This window comes from Paenibacillus sp. FSL R5-0517 (genome assembly GCF_037974355.1).
GTDB lineage: Bacteria > Bacillota > Bacilli > Paenibacillales > Paenibacillaceae > Paenibacillus.
Window position 1 is genome coordinate 126501 of sequence record NZ_CP150235.1, and the last position, 19793, is coordinate 146293.

The window sequence follows — 19793 nt, forward strand, 5'->3', positions numbered from 1 at the left end:
ACATTCACTTCGTGTCAAAACGGGCGCAGGGACATATGATGGATGGAGAGCTAGAGGGCTCTTGCGGGGAACCTGGTGAGGAGCAATCCTTCAAGGGTATACAGTCAAAAGGCGGAGGGGACTCCGTCTTTTTTATTATGGAGTTGTCTCTTTTGCAATGAAGGACACGTATGAGTTTAATGTCGTATCGCGTTGAATATATTGGACAGATTGGAGCTGCTCTCCGTATTTGCGTCACATCCGTACATAAAAACTTGCTTTTTAACGCTAAATAGGTTTTACTTAGGTTTGTTAATGGATATGTTATACGTAACAGTCCAGTTCGTAGGGGTTAAAAAGTGAATTTTGTGTGAGAGGAAGTGTCTGCAGTGAGTACCTCGCTCAATTTGAAAATTGATAAAGAAAAGGTAAAAGAGATCCCTTTGGTGGACCTTGCCTTTATGGTGCTGAAAGCGGCTAATACGCCGTATTACTATCGTGACTTGATGAATGAGGTAGCGAAGCAGCGCGGAATGACTGATGAAGAAATCAACGAGTTTATCGCCCAGCTATATACCGAGATTAATATCGATGGCCGTTTTGCTTGTGTCGGTACAAGTCTGTGGGGCTTGAAGCGCTGGTATCCGGTAGCTGGAACAGAAGATTCCATGACGGGTGCGAAGCGTCCGCGTATCATCAACGATGAAGATGATGATCTGGAAGATGAAGACTTCGGTGAAGAAGAAGATAGCTATAACAGCGATGAAGACTTCGACAGCACGGATAAAGACGAAGATGAAGACGAAGAAGATGAAGACGAAGATGACATCTTTGATGAAGAAGACAGCGAAGAAGAAGTGCTGGTCGAAGATGACGATCTGGAAGATGAAGACCTCGAAGAAGACGAAGAAGAGTCTGAAAACGAGGATGAATTTGACGACGATTCTGATAATCGGTAGTCATTTTTGACGTCTATAATTTACCCGTTTCCCCGGAATAGTCAGCCTTGACAGCAGACGGGGTAACGGGTAAACTATTGCATGGGCTTATGAATGAGCGACAATATATTTATGTTTTTTATAGAAGGTGCCCCGTCCTGCGGGAGTACTTTTTTTTGTATTTTTAGAGGCATAATTTTGCAAAATAATTTCCTTTCCGTATGCTCCCGGCCAACATTTCGTGGCCCGTTTTTGTATATCAAAAACACCAAATGAAATGAAGGCTACCGGAATATTTGCACCATTTTTTTGCTGTAAAACAACGTGTATTTAAACCGTCTTCGCAGAAAGAGCAGTTCGCAGATGCAGGGAATTTCTGCCATTGCTCTTTTTAACGATGATTACCTGGGAAACAGGTTACGATAATACCATATATCGCCTGAATTTCTGTACTTATATTAGGAGGGTAATAACAGTGACAAAGTATATTTTCGTGACGGGCGGAGTTGTGTCCTCCCTGGGCAAAGGGATTACAGCTGCTTCGCTGGGCAGATTGCTGAAAAACAGAGGGCTTAAAGTAACCATCCAGAAATTTGATCCGTATATCAACATTGACCCGGGGACTATGAGCCCTTATCAGCACGGCGAGGTTTTTGTAACGGATGATGGCGCGGAAACGGATCTGGACCTTGGCCACTATGAACGTTTTATTGATATCAATCTCTCCAAAAACAGCAACGTCACGACTGGTAAAGTATACTCTTCCGTCATCAGCAAAGAGCGACGCGGGGAATATCTGGGCGGAACGGTACAAGTTATTCCACACATTACGAACGAGATCAAAGAGCGTGTATTCCGCGCTGGACGTGAAGCTGGTTCAGATGTGGTTATTACGGAAATTGGCGGAACAGTGGGCGACATTGAGAGTTTGCCTTTCCTGGAAGCCATTCGTCAGATCAAGAGTGATGTAGGTCGCGACAATGTGATGTACATTCACGTAACACTTATTCCTTATATCAAAGCAGCGGGTGAAGTGAAAACAAAACCAACACAGCATAGTGTTAAGGAACTGCGCAGCATCGGTATTCAACCGAATGTGATTGTCTGCCGTACGGAGTATGAATTGTCTGACGACATGAAAGCCAAGATCGCTCTCTTCTGCGACATTGATGAGAATGCCGTGGTTGAATGTCGCGATGCAGACACCTTGTATCAAGTGCCTTTGAACCTGCGTGAAGAAGGCTTGGATGAGATTGTGGTAAATCACCTGAAACTGACTACTCCTGCACCGGATATGAGCGAGTGGGAAGGGCTGGTTGACCGGATCAACAAGTTGGAGCATACGGTTGAGATCGCTATTGTTGGTAAGTATGTAGCGTTGCACGATGCATACCTGAGTGTTGTTGAGTCGTTGTCTCATGCTGGATTCGCATCGAATGCGGATGTGAAAATTCGCTGGGTTCCTTCTGAAGATATTACGGATGAGAATGTAGGCGACCTGTTACATGGTATTGGCGGTATCCTTGTTCCTGGCGGATTCGGAGATCGTGGTATTGAAGGTAAAGTATCGGCAATCCGTTATGCTCGTGAGAAACAAATTCCGTTCTTCGGTATTTGCCTGGGTATGCAGGTTTCCGTTATTGAATATGCACGTTCCATTGTTGGTTTGAATGGTGCGAACAGCTCCGAGATTAATCCGGCTACCGAATTCCCTGTAATCGATCTGTTGCCTGAGCAAAAAGATATCGAAAATCTGGGCGGTACGATGCGTCTGGGTCTGTATCCTTGTAAGCTTCAAGAAGGTTCTTTGGCGATGGCTTGTTATGATGACGAGCTGGTGTATGAGAGACACCGTCACCGGTATGAGTTCAACAACGAATACCGTGAAGCGATCGAAAAAGCAGGACTGGTTATCTCGGGTACATCCCCGGATGGACGTCTGGTTGAGATCGTGGAACTTCCAGGACACCCATGGTTCCTGGCGGTACAATTCCATCCGGAATTCACTTCCCGTCCGAACCGTCCGCAACCATTGTTCCGTGAATTCGTGAAAGCTTCATTGGAGAATGCAAAGAAATAATCATGTTTTAGAGTTGACGTAATAGATATTGGAGGATGTTCATGGCAACCGCAGAGGTTGCCGTGAACATCCCTTTTTTTTGCGTAAAAAGCAGGCTGAAATGCTTTTTGTCATTTTGTGAAAGTAGCAGGATTTTAATGGAAGAGGTAGAATACTTATCATGACGACTATGGGATAGTTATCCAGATTCAAAGACGTATATGCTTTCCTAATTCTAGGGGGTTACAGAGTGGAAGATAAAAAAGTTTTGATTGTTGATGACCAGAACGGAATCCGAATCCTATTAATGGAAGTGTTCAGCAGTGAAGGGTATAACACCTTTCAAGCACCCAACGGCAAGGTTGCTCTGGAGATTGTAAATAATGACAAGCCTGACCTGGTATTGCTCGATATGAAGATTCCCGGGATGGACGGTTTGGAAATCCTGAAGCATATTAAAGAAATTGATCCGGGGATCAAAGTGATCATGATGACCGCTTATGGTGAACTGGACATGATTAAGGAAGCCACGGATCTCGGAGCGCTCATGCACTTCACGAAACCGTTTGATATCGACGAGATGCGAGTGGCTGTGAATATGCAGCTTCGCAATGGTACTGTCAATAAATGCAGTTGAATCCTGTTGATACAGGATTTTTTTGTATGCGGACAATATAGATGGTACTTGGTGGGGAGAATGGGGTATTTCACCGCTTTATCCGGGGAATATTGGAAATGGGAAAGTTATAAAGCGGTGTCTATGAAAACTGTGCTGCAAAGCACAGCATTTTTGCAAATGCTTGTTTAGTATTTGACATGGGATGTGGTATAATAAGGCCGTATGTGATTTCGGCTAAAAACCATAGACACAACCCAAACCCCTAGGAGGATTGAAACCATGCCATTAGTATCTATGACAGACATGTTGAACAAAGCACTTGAAGGAAAATATGCAGTTGGTCAATACAACATCAATAACCTTGAGTGGACTCAAGCGATTCTTGGTGCAGCTGAAGAAGAAAAATCCCCAGTAATCCTGGGTGTATCCGAAGGCGCAGCACGTCACATGGGCGGCTTCTACACTGTAGTTAAAATGGTAGAAGGACTCATTCACGACATGAAAATCTCCGTACCAGTTGCGATCCACTTGGACCACGGTTCAAGCTTCGACAAGTGTAAAGAAGCGATCGATGCTGGATTTACATCCGTTATGATCGACGGTTCCCACCACTCTATCGATGAAAATATCGAAATGACTAAAAAAGTTGTTGAATATGCACACGCTAAAGGCGTTTCTGTAGAAGCTGAAGTAGGTACTGTAGGCGGACAAGAAGACGACGTTATCGGCGGAATCATGTACGCTGACCTGAACGAGTGTATCCGTATCGTTAAAGAAACAGGTATCGACACATTGGCACCGGCTCTTGGTTCCGTACACGGTCCTTACCATGGCGAGCCTAACCTGGGCTTCAAAGAGATGGAAGAAGTTCGTGACGCGGTACAAGTTCCACTCGTATTGCACGGTGGTACAGGTATTCCTAAACACGACATCGACAAAGCCATTTCCCTGGGTACATCCAAAATTAACGTAAACACAGAGAACCAAATTGCTTTCTCGAAAGTGGTTCGTGAAGTGCTTGCAGCTAAACCAGATGCTTACGATCCACGTACATTCATCGTACCAGGCCGTGATGCAATCAAAGAAACCGTTAAAGGTAAAATCCGCGAGTTTGGTTCCAACAACAAAGCGTAATTTATCTTTGCCAGTTCCATACTGTGAAATGGAAGAACACCGCCTAGCCGGTGTCTTTCCATTTTCACACCTTATTTCTACATCGGAAGCCAACAGCACGTATTGCCGTTCATCGGCTGCAAAACACGTAGGGGGACATTAAGCTTTATGGAAAAATTGATGATTAGTGGCGGACGTCCGTTACAGGGAACTGTAACTATAAGCGGCGCCAAGAACAGCGCCATTGCGCTTATTCCTGCAGCATTGCTTGCCGAGTCAGAAGTCGTGTTGGACAACCTGCCGCTTTTGAGTGATGTGGCGGTTTATGCAGAAATTTTGGAGGAACTCGGAGCACGTGTAACTTGGGAAGGCAGTCAGATGAAAATTGACCCTTCTGAGATCAAATCCATTCCTATGCCGAATGGTCCCGTGAAGAAGCTTCGCGCCTCGTATTATATGATGGGTGCATTACTGGGACGTTTCAAAGAAGCAACGATAGGTTTACCAGGGGGCTGTAATTTTGAGCCTCGTCCAATTGATCAGCATATCAAAGGTTTTGAAGCGCTTGGCGCAACCGTAACGAACGAACATGGCTCCATTCATTTGCATGCCAAAGAGCTTCGCGGCGCAAAAATTTATCTTGATGTAAGCAGTGTGGGCGCAACCATTAATATTATGCTGGCGGCTACTCGTGCCAAAGGCTCTACAATTATCGAAAACGCGGCTAAAGAGCCTGAGATTATAGATGTAGCAACACTTCTGAATTCCATGGGTGCCAGCATCAAGGGTGCAGGTACCGAAACGATCCGTATTGAAGGGGTCTCGGAGCTGAAAGGCTGCCGTCATTCCATCATTCCGGACCGTATACAAGCGGGAACGTATATGATCGCTGCAGCGGCGACGCGTGGAGATGTTCTGATTGACAATGTGATTCCCAAACATCTGGAAGCTTTAACGGCAAAGCTGTTGGAGATGGGTGTTGGCATTGAGGAATTGGATGAAAGTATACGTGTTATTGGCAAACCGAACTATAATCATGTTGACGTGAAGGCACTGGTGTATCCTGGTTTTCCGACGGATCTTCAGTCACCAATGACCAGTGTATTAACACAGGCAACCGGTGTAAGTGTCCTGAGCGACTTTGTATACAGCAATCGGTTCAAGCATGTGCCTGAGTTGGTACGGATGGGCGCAAAGATTCGAGTAGAAGGACGGTCAGCGATTATTGAAGGCAGTGCATTAAACGCGGCCAAAGTAAAAGCATCCGATCTTCGCGCTGGTGCAGCGCTGGTGATTGCAGGTCTCACCGTCAGTGAAGGTGTGACTGAAGTAACTGGGGTTGAATATATTGACCGTGGTTATGATCATCTGGTGACTAATCTTCGTTTGCTCGGTGCAGATGTATGGCGGGAAACGGATTAATTAATAGGAAGCATGATGCATGATTCAGTCCTACACATGTTTATTTTAACTGAACTGCATATCTTTTCGGTGATTAGGTAAACCTGTTTTAATAGAGTTCTCAGTCTCTCCGGCATAAGACGAAATGTTACTGTTTCCTTTACCGGAGGGTCTTTTTTTGAATTAAACTTCATATGGCTGTAAGAACATCATTTCTCATCCCCAACCCCCGGTTTTGTTTGAACTGCGCTCCATAGCCGGTCTATCCGGATTGATCGCCTCAATGCATCGTTCACTCAATAGCGGATCATGCCGAATGTTGGCCATCCCACCCGGAAACTTACACTCAAAGACAAGTATTTGCATTATAACGGTTACATTCCGTACAATGGACAGAAGAGATTGTGGCAGATGCTGCGCTCTATAGCCGGAACATCTAGCGAAACTATCCATTTCACACGGACTTATTAATTGAATAGGTGGTTATTATATGGATCTACAAATTTCCGATTTGGAAGAAATGAAACTAACGGACCTCTACAAACTGGCCAAAAAATATCAGATACCTTACTATGGTACGTTAAAAAAGAAAGAATTAATCTTTGCTATACTGCGCGCACAAGCCGAACAGAGCGGTCTGATGTTCATGCAAGGCGTACTCGAGATTTTACCTGAAGGTTACGGATTCCTTCGGCCGATTAACTACTTGCCAAGTACGGAAGACATCTACATCTCAGCTTCTCAGATTCGCAAGTTTGACCTAAGAACAGGTGACCTCGTATCAGGTAAATGTAGAACGCCTAAGGAAAACGAGAGATACTTCGGTTTGTTGCAAGTCAACGCTGTAAATGGTGAGAATCCATCGGCGGCTGCAGAGCGACTTCACTTCCCGGCACTAACCCCACTGTATCCGCAGAAAAAACTGGTTCTCGAAACATCCCCCAACCATTTGTCCACACGAATTATGGATGTGCTCGCCCCGGTAGGATTGGGACAGCGCGGATTGATCGTAGCACCTCCCAAAGCGGGTAAAACGCTTCTCCTCAAAGAAATTGCCAACAGCATCTCAACTAACAATCCTGAAATTGAACTGTTTGTCCTGTTGATTGATGAACGTCCAGAGGAAGTAACGGATATGTCGCGTTCGGTAAAAGGGGAAGTTGTGGCTTCGACATTTGATGAACTGCCTGAGAATCATATTAAAGTGGCGGAATTGGTACTTGAGCGTGCGCTTCGTCTCGTTGAGGCCAAAAAGGATGTTGTTATCCTGCTGGATAGCATTACGCGTCTTGCCCGTGCATATAACCTGGTTATTCCCCCATCCGGTCGTACACTTAGTGGTGGTATTGATCCGGCTGCATTCCATCGTCCGAAACGTTTCTTCGGTTCTGCCCGAAATGTGGAAGAAGGTGGAAGCTTGACCATCCTGGCAACGGCATTGATTGATACCGGATCACGTATGGATGACGTCATTTATGAAGAATTTAAGGGTACAGGTAATATGGAGCTTCATCTGGATCGTCGTCTGGCAGAGCGCCGCATATTCCCGGCAATCGACATTCGTCGTTCAGGCACACGTCGTGAAGAAGTATTGCTTAGCAAGGAAGAGTTGGATACAATCTGGGCGATTCGTAAAAACATGAATGATTCCCATGACTTTGTCGAAGGATTCCTGAAGAAACTTCGTAACAGCAAGACAAATGCAGAGTTTTTGGCGGCATTTGATTCGGCTGGTAATAGCCCGACAAGCAATTCCGGGACAACAACTACCCGTCGCTCACCTAGACAGACAGCTACATCAGGTACATCGACGTAAGTGTCGTTCGACTAATCATTTTCTTTTTGCAGCACTGCTGTGAATGTTACAATATACCCGTCGTTAGGTTTAACCCATTAGATGTGAGGAGAACATCATGTATTTAGTATACGCAGATGAAAAAGGTAATGTATTTGATCATCCTTCCCTGTACGGGCTTGCCCGCAGTGGAGATATGATCGTGGAGATTATGGAAGACGAACTTATCCCTTTGCCAGAGGGTGCGACGTTGGTTGGACTCCCGAGCACCCGGCCCATTGGTATGGATCCGGACACTGGTGAGATGCTGCCAATGCCAACGGACACACAGGCTGTAGGTGCTTTGCTTCCGCAAGGATTTACTCGTTTGTGTCTCCCTGGATATGTGAAGACGGATAAGGAGTATAAGTTGCCGTTGTTCGGTTATTCCGCAGTAGTCTGGAAAGATGGCGGTTTTTATGTCACCGCTTCGAAGTCGGATAGTCCTGACAAGTGGAATCCGCTCAACTGTGACCGTGACGATGTGCGTTCCGGGGTTAAACGATTGACAGAGCAATACCCCGAGAACCGTCTCTACACCCATCTATCCAACTGTGCGCTTGGATATGAATGTCTGACTTCATCGAACACGTTCCTGAATCGTTGGGAAGGTGGAGTACCAGTATCCTATTCTTGCAATGCAGGTTGTTTCGGGTGTATCTCCGAGCAACCGGATGATAGCGGCTTTGTTTCCCCGCAGACACGTATGAACTTCCGACCACGTGTGGATGAGATTGTGGAGGTTATGCTGGAGCACCTGAAGACCCCAGAGTCCATCATTAGCTTTGGACAAGGTTGTGAAGGGGAGCCTTCCACGCAGGCCAAGTTGATTATTGAAGCGATTCGCGAAGTGCGTTCTGTAACGGACATGGGGTATATCAACATTAATACCAATGCCGGTCTGAACGATCATATTAGAGGTATTGTGGATGCTGGATTGGATCTGATGCGCGTAAGTACAATCAGCGCACTGGATGACCATTATAACGCCTACTATAAACCACGTGGTTATACCTTAGCCAATGTTGAAAAGTCGATGAAATATGCGGCGCAGCAGGGTGTATACACCTCGATTAACTATTTGATCTTCCCAGGTGTAACGGATCGTGAAGAAGAGATTGAGGCGATGATTGAGTTTGCGAGAAGAACCGATCTACGCTTGATTCAGATGCGTAACCTCAATATTGATCCGGAGAGTTATCTGGAATTAATCCCTCCTGCTCAAGGAGATATCTTGGGCATGAAGCAGATGATTGAGATCTTTGAAGACGAGTTGCCTGATGTTGTGATCGGATCGTATACCCATGTTCCACCAGCTGGAATGGCACGTCCCAAACGGTTGATTACCTCTTAACAATAATGGATTGCAACAGGCACAAGGCCGTGTTATAATCTCAGAGTTGTGCCATTTACTCTGGGTCCGCTTGAGGCTCAGGGCGGAAAGAGGTGAAAGGTAATGAAAGAAGCAATTCATCCTAAATACACGATTGGTCAAGTATCTTGCGCTTGCGGGAATACTTTTGAGACAGGTTCGGTTAAAGACGGACTTCGTGTAGAGATTTGCTCCGCGTGCCACCCGTTCTTCACAGGTAAACAGAAGTTTATCGATGCTGGCGGCCGTGTTGATCGTTTCAAGAAGAAATACGGAATCTAATAGGACAATTCTTGGAGTTGTCTGCTAATTGCATCCAACACACCCCTGCTGATCTGGCAGGGGTTTTTATATGTTATATGTAAGCATAGTTGCTTCTGCTTTCCTTTCCTCTAGTTGCAATTTGGATGACCTTACGTTATACTATTTCTTACCGTGCTAGATGGGGAGGTAGCGGTGCCCTGTAACTCGCAATCCGCTATAGCGAGGTTGAATTCCTGCTAGAGGTTTTGCCGATGTGAGGTTTGGTCCCTAAACGTGGTGTTGACGGTTGGGTCCTCCGCAATGAGTACTCATGAACCTGGTCAGGTCCGGAAGGAAGCAGCCATAAGTGAGATCACTCTTGTGCCGGAGGGTTGCCTAGCCCGAGCTATTGTTCAGGGGTGCCACTTGGATCGCAAATATCGATAGCAGGTGCACGGCTTACCATTTAAATGTAGAGACCTTTGCAGTTGTATGTATGCAGGGGTCTTTTTGATATGTCTTAAAAAACCACGCATGAATGAGTCAGATAAAGTTTGGATTCACCCTGGAATATAGTATAATGGGGGAACGACAAAGGACTCGAATGCGAAGTGGAAGGAAGGTAACGCATCATGGAGCATATCGCGTTATACCGGGCTTGGCGTCCCCAGTCGTTTCAAGATATGGTGGGGCAACAGCATATTATTCAGACCTTGCAGAATGCGATTCGTGAACAGCGGACTTCCCATGCCTACTTATTTAGCGGGCCCAGAGGAACGGGGAAGACAAGTGCCGCCAAGATTTTGGCCAAAGCTGTGAACTGCGAACGTGGGCCTGCGCCTGAACCTTGTAACGAGTGTGAAGCTTGCCGCAGGATTACGACTGGCGCTGTGATGGATGTGCAGGAGATTGATGCTGCATCCAATCGGGGCGTTGAAGAAATCCGTGATCTTCGGGAAAAGGTTAAATATGCGCCAACCGAAGTCCGGCAGAAAGTCTATATTATTGATGAAGTGCACATGCTGACGACGGAGGCATTCAATGCTTTGCTCAAAACATTGGAAGAGCCACCGCCACATGTGATGTTTATTTTGGCAACAACAGAACCACACCGCCTTCCGGCAACAATTATATCGCGCTGTCAGCGATTTGATTTTCGTCGGGTTTCCCTGGAAGAGCAGACAGCAAGACTTACCTTGATCTGTGAACAGGAAGGTATGGAAGCGGACCAGGATGCGCTCCAATACATTGCCCGTTTATCAGACGGTGGAATGAGGGATGCACTCAGTGTGCTGGATCAGATCTCTTCATTTACAGATGGGCGAGTAACGTACCAGCAGGTCATGGACATGACGGGTGGAATTGCTTCAGAACAATTTGCCAAACTGGCTGCTTCGCTACTCAAGGGTGATGTTGGTCATATTCTGCAGATGATTGAAGGTTTCATGCATGAAGGAAAGAGCGCAGACAAGTGCATGGAGAATTTGCTGTATTATTTCCGCGATTTGCTTATGATTAAGATGGTACCTGATGCAGATAAACTGACGGACCGGGTACTTAATCCGGAATCTTTCCGTGATATGGCAGAGTCATTTACCAGGGAACAACTGTTCCACATGATTGATACTCTTAATCGGTACCAGAGTGAAATGAAGTATGCAGTACAACCACAGACATTATTTGAAGTTGCATTGCTTAAACTGTGTAGTATTCCAGCTCAAGTCGAAGCTTCTGTTCAGATGGGAGCTTCAGCTCATGCAGCACCTGCTGATGGGGGAGAGATCAATCGCTTGAAGCAGCAGCTTGCTGAGTTGGAGAAGAAGTTGGATCGTGCATTAAAGAGTGGATTGTCTGGTGGCGAAGGTACATCGAGCGCTCCGTCGCGTCCGGCAACAAGAGCTCCTGTATCGAGAGGGAACTCGCCTGCGAAGCTTCCTGCACAGTTGGATCAGTATGTTGCGCGCAAGGGAGCCCCTGAGTTCGCAGAGATCAGCAAAAAATGGAGTCAGATCCTGCAAAGGGTGAAGGAAGAGAGGGTTACCGTTCACGCCTGGTTCGTGGATGGTGAGCCGGTATCATTGCTTGAGGACAATGTGTTGGTTGCTTTTAAAAACAACATTCACCGTGAAACAACGGAGAAGCAGGCTAACCGTGAAGTCATTGAGCGGGTGTTGTCCGAGCAGCTTGGGCGTCCTGCGCGATTGGTGACGATGATGCTCAAAGATTGGACCGGAGCAACGGAGGGAGCTTCTGAAACGCCAAAGGAGGACTTTAAGCTTGAACCCGAGCATGAAGACGATGGTTCAAGCAGTAAACAGCCTTGGATAGATGAAGCCATTCAACTCTTTGGTGAGGACCTAGTAGTGATCAAAGAATAATGCGCATAGCGCGATAACCATAACAAAGGAGATGAACAATTATGAACAACATGAACCAAATGATGAAACAAGTGAAGAAAATGCAGGAGCAAATGCTGAAAGCACAAGAGGAATTGGCGGACAAAACAGTCCAAGGTACATCCGGTGGCGGTGTAGTGACGGCTGAAGTTAACGGACACAAGAAATTGCTTGCTATCACGATCAAACCTGAAGCGGTAGATCCGGAAGATGTTGAAATGTTGCAGGATCTCGTTATGACAGCTGTTAATGATGCAATGGCCAAAGCTGATGAAATTGCCAACAAGGATATGGGCAAGTTCACTGGCGGCATGAATATTCCGGGATTATTTTAATTAAAAATTGATCCTGTCAAAGGAGACACAATCGATTGTATTATCCCGAACCAATAGCCAAGCTAATTGATGCCTTCACCCGATTGCCGGGTGTTGGCCCCAAGACGGCAGCTCGTTTAGCTTTTCATGTGCTTAACATGAAGGAAGATGACGTTATTGATTTTGCCAAAGCACTCGTAAGTGTGAAGCGTAATCTTCATTACTGTTCTGTATGTTGTAATATTACCGATACCGACCCGTGTCGCATCTGTCAGGATAAGTCCAGGGATGTCTCTGTAATCTGTGTAGTTCAGGATTCGAAAGATCTGGTGGCCATGGAGCGCACCAAGGAATTCGATGGATACTATCATGTGTTACAGGGTGCGATCTCACCTATGGAGGGAATTGGACCAGATGATATTCGTTTGAAGGAACTCCTGATTCGATTAAGTGATGAACGTATTAAAGAGATCATCTTGGCGACAAACCCCAATATTGAGGGTGAGGCTACAGCGATGTACATCTCCCGTTTGGTACGTCCATTTGAGATCAGTGTGACCCGGATTGCGCATGGATTGCCTGTAGGTGGCGATCTTGAATATGCAGATGAAGTGACCCTTTCCAAGGCGTTAGAAGGGCGCAGAGAGATGCGTTAGTGTTTTCAGTTTGAATTAAACAATGAACTTCCTTGGAAACTTCGGAAGCTAAATAAGTTTCGGTGTGCAAAGAGAGCCCTAGGGCTCTCTTTTTTTGTGGAGAAAATAAATGCTCGGGTTCTAAGTTTGTCCTTTCCTTGATAAGTATGAGAATATGCTGTGCTGATCAGGAGGAGGAGAGTTTATGTTTTTATGGCGAAATACACGGAACTCAATAGAGAAACAGAACAGAATGTTGAAGGAGCTTGAGGAGGATCAGATCTATGCAGATGTACAGACGGCTAAGCAGGAGTGGGAACGGGCTATGAGACAGTTTGAAGATGCGCAGGGGCAGGATGAGATTGATTATGCCATCTATGTATTGGAGGCAGCTGAGCGAAAGTACCAGATTCATTTGAGAAGAGCAAAGCGAGCCAGAGCTAATAATGATGTTGCATCACAGCGAGGATTGAGTATGTAGAGCTGAGATTACATTAAACATGGAGGTGTACCATATGAAGAGTATTATACTGGGGAGCGTACTAGTTGTATCTTTACTGGGACTTATTGTGGTTTTATTCAGAAAGCGGATAGGGTTGTCGGTATTTACGTCATTTGGAATCCATCTGGTGCTTGCTGCAGTAGGGATATACATCGTGAATTATTCCGGCTGGATTATAGGAACCTACATCCCGTTGAACCCTGCAACGATAGGGACAGTGACTGTTTTGGGATTGCCAGGTGTGGGCCTATTATTAGGGTTGAAATTTTCTTTGTTTGGATAGTTGACTCCCAGGATATTTATATGGTACATTATATCTCGTTGCTTTGCTTGCTTGGTTACATGCTTTCGATGAAATGAAGAAGTTCATTACGAGCTTCGAAAAAGAATTTCAAAAAAACACTTGACCAAAACGAACGAAGTATGATATATTATAAAAGTCGCCGCTGAGAGAAAATGGTGACAAAAAACAAGTTTGATCTTTGAAAACTGAACAACGAGTGAGTAAACATTCTGCTTGCAGAATGAACGCGAAAGTTTGAAACAAGCCTTGGCTTGAATCGACTAGAGCACAAATGAGATTTTTAATCTCGTCAGATTCAAAATGAGCTTATCGCTCTTTTCAATACTTTATTGGAGAGTTTGATCCTGGCTCAGGACGAACGCTGGCGGCATGCCTAATACATGCAAGTCGAGCGGAGTTGATAAGAAGCTTGCTTCTTTGATGCTTAGCGGCGGACGGGTGAGTAACACGTAGGCAACCTGCCCTCAAGTTTGGGACAACTACCGGAAACGGTAGCTAATACCGAATAATTGTTTTCTTCGCCTGAAGGAAACTGGAAAGACGGAGCAATCTGTCACTTGGGGATGGGCCTGCGGCGCATTAGCTAGTTGGTGGGGTAACGGCTCACCAAGGCGACGATGCGTAGCCGACCTGAGAGGGTGATCGGCCACACTGGGACTGAGACACGGCCCAGACTCCTACGGGAGGCAGCAGTAGGGAATCTTCCGCAATGGGCGAAAGCCTGACGGAGCAATGCCGCGTGAGTGATGAAGGTTTTCGGATCGTAAAGCTCTGTTGCCAGGGAAGAACGCTTGGGAGAGTAACTGCTCTCAAGGTGACGGTACCTGAGAAGAAAGCCCCGGCTAACTACGTGCCAGCAGCCGCGGTAATACGTAGGGGGCAAGCGTTGTCCGGAATTATTGGGCGTAAAGCGCGCGCAGGCGGTCATTTAAGTCTGGTGTTTAATCCCGGGGCTCAACCCCGGATCGCACTGGAAACTGGGTGACTTGAGTGCAGAAGAGGAGAGTGGAATTCCACGTGTAGCGGTGAAATGCGTAGATATGTGGAGGAACACCAGTGGCGAAGGCGACTCTCTGGGCTGTAACTGACGCTGAGGCGCGAAAGCGTGGGGAGCAAACAGGATTAGATACCCTGGTAGTCCACGCCGTAAACGATGAGTGCTAGGTGTTAGGGGTTTCGATACCCTTGGTGCCGAAGTTAACACATTAAGCACTCCGCCTGGGGAGTACGGTCGCAAGACTGAAACTCAAAGGAATTGACGGGGACCCGCACAAGCAGTGGAGTATGTGGTTTAATTCGAAGCAACGCGAAGAACCTTACCAGGTCTTGACATCCCTCTGATCGATGCAGAGATGTATCTTTCCTTCGGGACAGAGGAGACAGGTGGTGCATGGTTGTCGTCAGCTCGTGTCGTGAGATGTTGGGTTAAGTCCCGCAACGAGCGCAACCCTTGATCTTAGTTGCCAGCACTTCGGGTGGGCACTCTAAGGTGACTGCCGGTGACAAACCGGAGGAAGGTGGGGATGACGTCAAATCATCATGCCCCTTATGACCTGGGCTACACACGTACTACAATGGCCGGTACAACGGGCTGTGAAGCCGCGAGGTGGAACGAATCCTAAAAAGCCGGTCTCAGTTCGGATTGCAGGCTGCAACTCGCCTGCATGAAGTCGGAATTGCTAGTAATCGCGGATCAGCATGCCGCGGTGAATACGTTCCCGGGTCTTGTACACACCGCCCGTCACACCACGAGAGTTTATAACACCCGAAGTCGGTGGGGTAACCGCAAGGAGCCAGCCGCCGAAGGTGGGATAGATGATTGGGGTGAAGTCGTAACAAGGTAGCCGTATCGGAAGGTGCGGCTGGATCACCTCCTTTCTATGGAGAATCGTTTCCCGCGTGGAAACATTCAAATATGCAGCTTAGCTGCAAAACACTCACTCGTTGCTCAGTTTTGAGAGCTCAAACTCTCAAACGTTTGGTGGCGATAGCGAAGGGGTTCCACACGTTCCCATCCCGAACACGACCGTTAAGCCCTTCAGCGTCAATGGTACTTGGACCGCAGGGTCCTGGGAGAGTAGAACGCCGCCAAGCGTAACCCATTCTGGGTTCAAAAAAAGTATATATAATGTGGGCCCTTAGCTCAGTTGGTTAGAGCGCACCTCTGATAAGGGTGAGGCCGGTGGTTCGAGTCCACCAGGGCCCACCATCTATACCTTTAAAATTTTATATGGGGCCATAGCTCAGCTGGGAGAGCGCCTGCCTTGCAAGCAGGAGGTCAGCGGTTCGATCCCGCTTGGCTCCACCAAAAATGTTTTACAAGTTTGTTCTTTGAAAACTAGATATCGAAACGAAAGTAAATGCGAATTAGAACATTCCTTTTTAGCTGAACTTGTGTATAACAAGTTTCAATAAAAACGGTAGATTGCTGGAGCGAGTGATCGAAATGGAGCGACTTTTGGATTTGCGCAAGCAAACCAAGCGGAGCGACAGCTCGAACACGAGCGCAATGGTTAAGCTACTAAGAGCACACGGAGGATGCCTAGGCGCTAGGAGCCGATGAAGGACGTGGCGAACAACGAAACTGCCTCGGGGAGCTGTAAGCAAGCTTTGATCCGGGGGTGTCCGAATGGGGAAACCCAGCTGGGGTAATTTCCAGTTACTCATAACTGAATACATAGGTTATGTAGAGGCATACCAGGGGAACTGAAACATCTAAGTACCCTGAGGAAGAGAAAACAATAGTGATTCCGTCAGTAGCGGCGAGCGAACGCGGAGAAGCCCAAACCAGAGAGCTTGCTCTTTGGGGTTGTGGGACGTCTCACATGGAGTTACAAAGGAGTCAGTTAAACGAAGAGGTCTGGAAAGGCCCGCCAAAGAAGGTAAAAGCCCTGTAATTGAAAGTTGATTCTCTCCGAGACGGATCCCGAGTAGTGCGGGGCACGTGAAACCCCGTATGAATCCGGCAGGACCATCTGCCAAGGCTAAATACTTCCTAGCGACCGATAGTGAAGCAGTACCGTGAGGGAAAGGTGAAAAGCACCCCGGAAGGGGAGTGAAATAGAACCTGAAACCGTGTGCTTACAAAAAGTCAGAGCCCGTTTTAGGGGTGATGGCGTGCCTTTTGTAGAATGAACCGGCGAGTTACGTTCCCGTGCAAGGTTAAGGTGAAGAGCCGGAGCCGCAGCGAAAGCGAGTCTGAATAGGGCGACATAGTACGTGGACGTAGACCCGAAACCGGGTGATCTACCCCTGTCCAGGGTGAAGGTGCGGTAACACGCACTGGAGGCCCGAACCCACGCACGTTGAAAAGTGCGGGGATGAGGTGGGGGTAGCGGAGAAATTCCAATCGAACTCGGAGATAGCTGGTTCTCCCCGAAATAGCTTTAGGGCTAGCCTCGGAAAACAGAGTCGTGGAGGTAGAGCACTGATTGGGTGCGGGGCCCGCAAGGGTTACCAAGCTCAGTCAAACTCCGAATGCCATAGACTTACTTCCGGGAGTCAGACAGTGAGTGCTAAGATCCATTGTCAAAAGGGAAACAGCCCAGACCATCAGCTAAGGTCCCCAAGTGTGTGTTAAGTGGGAAAGGATGTGGAGTTGCACAGACAACCAGGATGTTGGCTTAGAAGCAGCCACCATTGAAAGAGTGCGTAATAGCTCACTGGTCGAGTGACTCTGCGCCGAAAATGTAACGGGGCTAAACACACCACCGAAGCTATGGCTTGATGCTTTGCATCAGGGGTAGGGGAGCGTTGTATAAGGGTTGAAGGTGTACCGTAAGGAGCGCTGGACATTATACAAGTGAGAATGCCGGTATGAGTAACGAAAAGATCAGTGAGAATCTGATCCGCCGAAAGCCTAAGGGTTCCTGAGGAAGGCTCGTCCGCTCAGGGTAAGTCGGGACCTAAGGCGAGGCCGAAAGGCGTAGTCGAAGGACAACAGGTCGAAATTCCTGTACCACCGTAAGCCGTTATGAGCAATGGGGGGACGCAGTAGGGTAGTGACGCGGACTGATGGATGTCCGTCTAAGCAGTGAGGCTGATGTGTAGGCAAATCCGCACATCGTAAGGCTGAGCTGTGATGGGGAGCGAAAATTGTAGTAGCGAAGGTCATGATCTCACACTGCCAAGAAAAGCCTCTAGCCAGGTGAAGGTGCCCGTACCGCAAACCGACACAGGTAGGCGAGAAGAGTATTCTAAGGCGCGCGGAAGAACTCTCGTTAAGGAACTCGGCAAAATGACCCCGTAACTTCGGGAGAAGGGGTGCCCCGGTAGTGTGAATAGCACGAGGGGGCCGCAGTGAAAAGGCCCAAGCGACTGTTTAGCAAAAACACAGGTCTGTGCGAAGCCGTAAGGCGAAGTATACGGGCTGACGCCTGCCCGGTGCTGGAAGGTTAAGGGGAGTGGTTAGGAGCAATCCGAAGCTGTGAACCGAAGCCCCAGTAAACGGCGGCCGTAACTATAACGGTCCTAAGGTAGCGAAATTCCTTGTCAGGTAAATTCTGACCCGCACGAATGGCGTAACGACTTGGGCGCTGTCTCAACGAGAGATCCGGTGAAATTTTAATACCTGTGAAGATGCAGGTTACCCGCGACAAGACGGAAAGACCCCATGGAGCTTTACTGCAGCTTGATATTGAATTTGGGTACGATCTGTACAGGATAGGTGGGAGCCTTTGAAGCAGGAGCGCAAGCTTCTGTGGAGGCAACGTTGGGATACCACCCTGATCGTATCTAGGTTCTAACCTGGTACCGTAATCCGGTGCGGGGACAGTGTCAGGTGGGCAGTTTGACTGGGGCGGTCGCCTCCTAAAGAGTAACGGAGGCGCCCAAAGGTTCCCTCAGAATGGTTGGAAATCATTCGAAGAGTGCAAAGGCATAAGGGAGCTTGACTGCGAGACCTACAAGTCGAGCAGGGACGAAAGTCGGGCTTAGTGATCCGGTGGTACCGCATGGAAGGGCCATCGCTCAACGGATAAAAGCTACCCTGGGGATAACAGGCTTATCTCCCCCAAGAGTCCACATCGACGGGGAGGTTTGGCACCTCGATGTCGGCTCATCGCATCCTGGGGCTGAAGTAGGTCCCAAGGGTTGGGCTGTTCGCCCATTAAAGCGGTACGCGAGCTGGGTTCAGAACGTCGTGAGACAGTTCGGTCCCTATCTGTCGTGGGCGTAGGAAATTTGAGAGGAGCTGTCCTTAGTACGAGAGGACCGGGATGGACGTACCGCTGGTGTACCAGTTGTTCCGCCAGGAGCACCGCTGGGTAGCTATGTACGGACGGGATAAACGCTGAAAGCATCTAAGCGTGAAGCCCCCCTCAAGATGAGATTTCCCAGTATGTAAGACCCCTTGAAGACGACGAGGTAGATAGGCTGGGGGTGGAAGTGCAGCAATGCATGGAGCTGACCAGTACTAATCGGTCGAGGGCTTATCCAAATATGCAAGTTGTAATTCGCACACTTTCGTTTCGAATCTAGTTTTCAGGGAGCAATCCTTGAATGATGTTGAAGATTGTTATTTGGAGAGATACCCAAGTGGCTATAAGGGGACCCTCTGCTAAGGGGTTAGACTGCGTAAGCGGTGCGAGGGTTCGAATCCCTCTCTCTCCGCCATCTTTACCTTAAGATGGACAAGCAATCAAGACACAACTAATATGGCGGTGTAGCTCAGCTGGCTAGAGCGTACGGTTCATACCCGTAAGGTCGGGGGTTCGATCCCCTCCGCCGCTACCATATTACCCAGGAGGCTTAGCTCAGCTGGGAGAGCATCTGCCTTACAAGCAGAGGGTCGGGGGTTCGATCCCCTCAGCCTCCACCATATACGCCGGTGTAGCTCAACTGGTAGAGCAACTGACTTGTAATCAGTAGGTTGGGGGTTCAAGTCCTCTCGCCGGCACCATTAATGCCTGGAACCGTGGTGTAGTTGGCCTAACATGCCTGCCTGTCACGCAGGAGATCGCGGGTTCGAATCCCGTCGGTTCCGCCATTAATCCTAAAAATTAAATATGGCTCGGTAGCTCAGTCGGTAGAGCAGAGGACTGAAAATCCTCGTGTCGGCGGTTCGATTCCGTCCCGAGCCACCTT

At 47.8% G+C, this 19793-nt stretch carries 13 protein-coding genes, 8 tRNA genes, 3 rRNA genes and 1 other RNA gene; all 25 read left to right on the forward strand.

Features of this window, described 5'->3' with window-relative positions; translation table 11 throughout:
* Window positions 1-368 precede the first annotated feature (368 nt).
* The 25 genes from rpoE to MKX40_RS00720 all read left to right on the forward strand — a co-directional run bounded on the left by rpoE (window position 369) and on the right by MKX40_RS00720 (window position 19789).
* Window positions 369-938, forward strand: coding sequence for a DNA-directed RNA polymerase subunit delta (gene rpoE, locus MKX40_RS00600; protein WP_062838121.1), 570 nt, complete (start codon window positions 369-371; stop codon window positions 936-938).
* A 454-nt stretch (window positions 939-1392) separates the two neighbouring features.
* Complete coding sequence (locus tag MKX40_RS00605) at window positions 1393-2997, forward strand: CTP synthase (RefSeq protein ID WP_339238984.1); 1605 nt, start codon at window positions 1393-1395, stop codon at window positions 2995-2997.
* Window positions 2998-3226: 229 nt separating this feature from the next.
* A complete protein-coding gene (locus MKX40_RS00610) occupies window positions 3227-3613 on the forward strand; it encodes a response regulator (protein WP_339238986.1) in 387 nt (128 codons plus the stop codon).
* Window positions 3614-3874: 261 nt separating this feature from the next.
* Window positions 3875-4729, forward strand: coding sequence for a class II fructose-1,6-bisphosphate aldolase (fba, locus tag MKX40_RS00615; RefSeq protein WP_091039193.1), 855 nt, complete (start codon window positions 3875-3877; stop codon window positions 4727-4729).
* A 147-nt stretch (window positions 4730-4876) separates the two neighbouring features.
* Entirely contained in the window at window positions 4877-6130 is a 1254-nt protein-coding gene (locus MKX40_RS00620) for a UDP-N-acetylglucosamine 1-carboxyvinyltransferase (RefSeq protein ID WP_339238987.1), read from the forward strand.
* 469 nt (window positions 6131-6599) lie between these two features.
* Window positions 6600-7925: a transcription termination factor Rho gene (rho, locus tag MKX40_RS00625; RefSeq protein WP_036607258.1), complete on the forward strand. Its 1326-nt coding sequence runs from the start codon at window positions 6600-6602 to the stop codon at window positions 7923-7925.
* Between the two features lie 97 nt (window positions 7926-8022).
* Window positions 8023-9297: a radical SAM protein gene (locus tag MKX40_RS00630; RefSeq protein ID WP_339238988.1), complete on the forward strand. Its 1275-nt coding sequence runs from the start codon at window positions 8023-8025 to the stop codon at window positions 9295-9297.
* Between the two features lie 102 nt (window positions 9298-9399).
* Window positions 9400-9597: a 50S ribosomal protein L31 gene (rpmE, locus tag MKX40_RS00635; RefSeq protein WP_056698168.1), complete on the forward strand. Its 198-nt coding sequence runs from the start codon at window positions 9400-9402 to the stop codon at window positions 9595-9597.
* Window positions 9598-9748: 151 nt separating this feature from the next.
* Window positions 9749-10016: signal recognition particle sRNA large type (gene ffs / locus MKX40_RS00640), an RNA gene on the forward strand.
* A 174-nt stretch (window positions 10017-10190) separates the two neighbouring features.
* On the forward strand, window positions 10191-11936 hold the full coding sequence (dnaX, locus tag MKX40_RS00645) for a DNA polymerase III subunit gamma/tau (protein ID WP_339238989.1): 1746 nt from the start codon (window positions 10191-10193) through the stop codon (window positions 11934-11936).
* A gap of 41 nt (window positions 11937-11977) precedes the next feature.
* Window positions 11978-12289, forward strand: a complete 312-nt coding sequence (locus MKX40_RS00650) for a YbaB/EbfC family nucleoid-associated protein (protein ID WP_036607248.1) — start codon at window positions 11978-11980, stop codon at window positions 12287-12289.
* A 35-nt stretch (window positions 12290-12324) separates the two neighbouring features.
* Window positions 12325-12924 carry a recombination mediator RecR gene (gene recR / locus MKX40_RS00655; RefSeq protein WP_062838113.1) on the forward strand — a complete coding sequence of 200 codons (600 nt, stop codon included), beginning with the start codon at window positions 12325-12327 and terminating at the stop codon, window positions 12922-12924.
* A 184-nt stretch (window positions 12925-13108) separates the two neighbouring features.
* Window positions 13109-13384, forward strand: coding sequence for a DUF2508 family protein (locus MKX40_RS00660; RefSeq protein ID WP_339238990.1), 276 nt, complete (start codon window positions 13109-13111; stop codon window positions 13382-13384).
* Window positions 13385-13418: 34 nt separating this feature from the next.
* Complete coding sequence (locus MKX40_RS00665) at window positions 13419-13688, forward strand: pro-sigmaK processing inhibitor BofA family protein (RefSeq protein ID WP_339238991.1); 270 nt, start codon at window positions 13419-13421, stop codon at window positions 13686-13688.
* A gap of 347 nt (window positions 13689-14035) precedes the next feature.
* Window positions 14036-15587: ribosomal RNA gene (locus tag MKX40_RS00670) — 16S ribosomal RNA — on the forward strand.
* A 99-nt stretch (window positions 15588-15686) separates the two neighbouring features.
* A 5S ribosomal RNA gene (rrf, locus tag MKX40_RS00675) occupies window positions 15687-15803 on the forward strand.
* A gap of 38 nt (window positions 15804-15841) precedes the next feature.
* A tRNA-Ile gene (locus MKX40_RS00680) sits at window positions 15842-15918 on the forward strand.
* A gap of 23 nt (window positions 15919-15941) precedes the next feature.
* Window positions 15942-16017, forward strand: a tRNA-Ala gene (locus MKX40_RS00685).
* Window positions 16018-16220: 203 nt separating this feature from the next.
* A 23S ribosomal RNA gene (locus MKX40_RS00690) occupies window positions 16221-19146 on the forward strand.
* Together the 16S, 23S and 5S rRNA genes with 8 tRNA genes alongside form the textbook arrangement of a ribosomal RNA operon.
* A gap of 84 nt (window positions 19147-19230) precedes the next feature.
* Window positions 19231-19322 (forward strand) — tRNA-Ser (locus tag MKX40_RS00695).
* A 43-nt stretch (window positions 19323-19365) separates the two neighbouring features.
* Window positions 19366-19442, forward strand: a tRNA-Met gene (locus tag MKX40_RS00700).
* Window positions 19443-19451: 9 nt separating this feature from the next.
* Window positions 19452-19527: transfer RNA gene (locus MKX40_RS00705), tRNA-Val, on the forward strand.
* Window positions 19528-19532: 5 nt separating this feature from the next.
* Window positions 19533-19608, forward strand: a tRNA-Thr gene (locus tag MKX40_RS00710).
* A gap of 9 nt (window positions 19609-19617) precedes the next feature.
* Window positions 19618-19695 (forward strand) — tRNA-Asp (locus MKX40_RS00715).
* Window positions 19696-19716: 21 nt separating this feature from the next.
* Window positions 19717-19789, forward strand: a tRNA-Phe gene (locus MKX40_RS00720).
* Window positions 19790-19793: the final 4 nt, after the last annotated feature.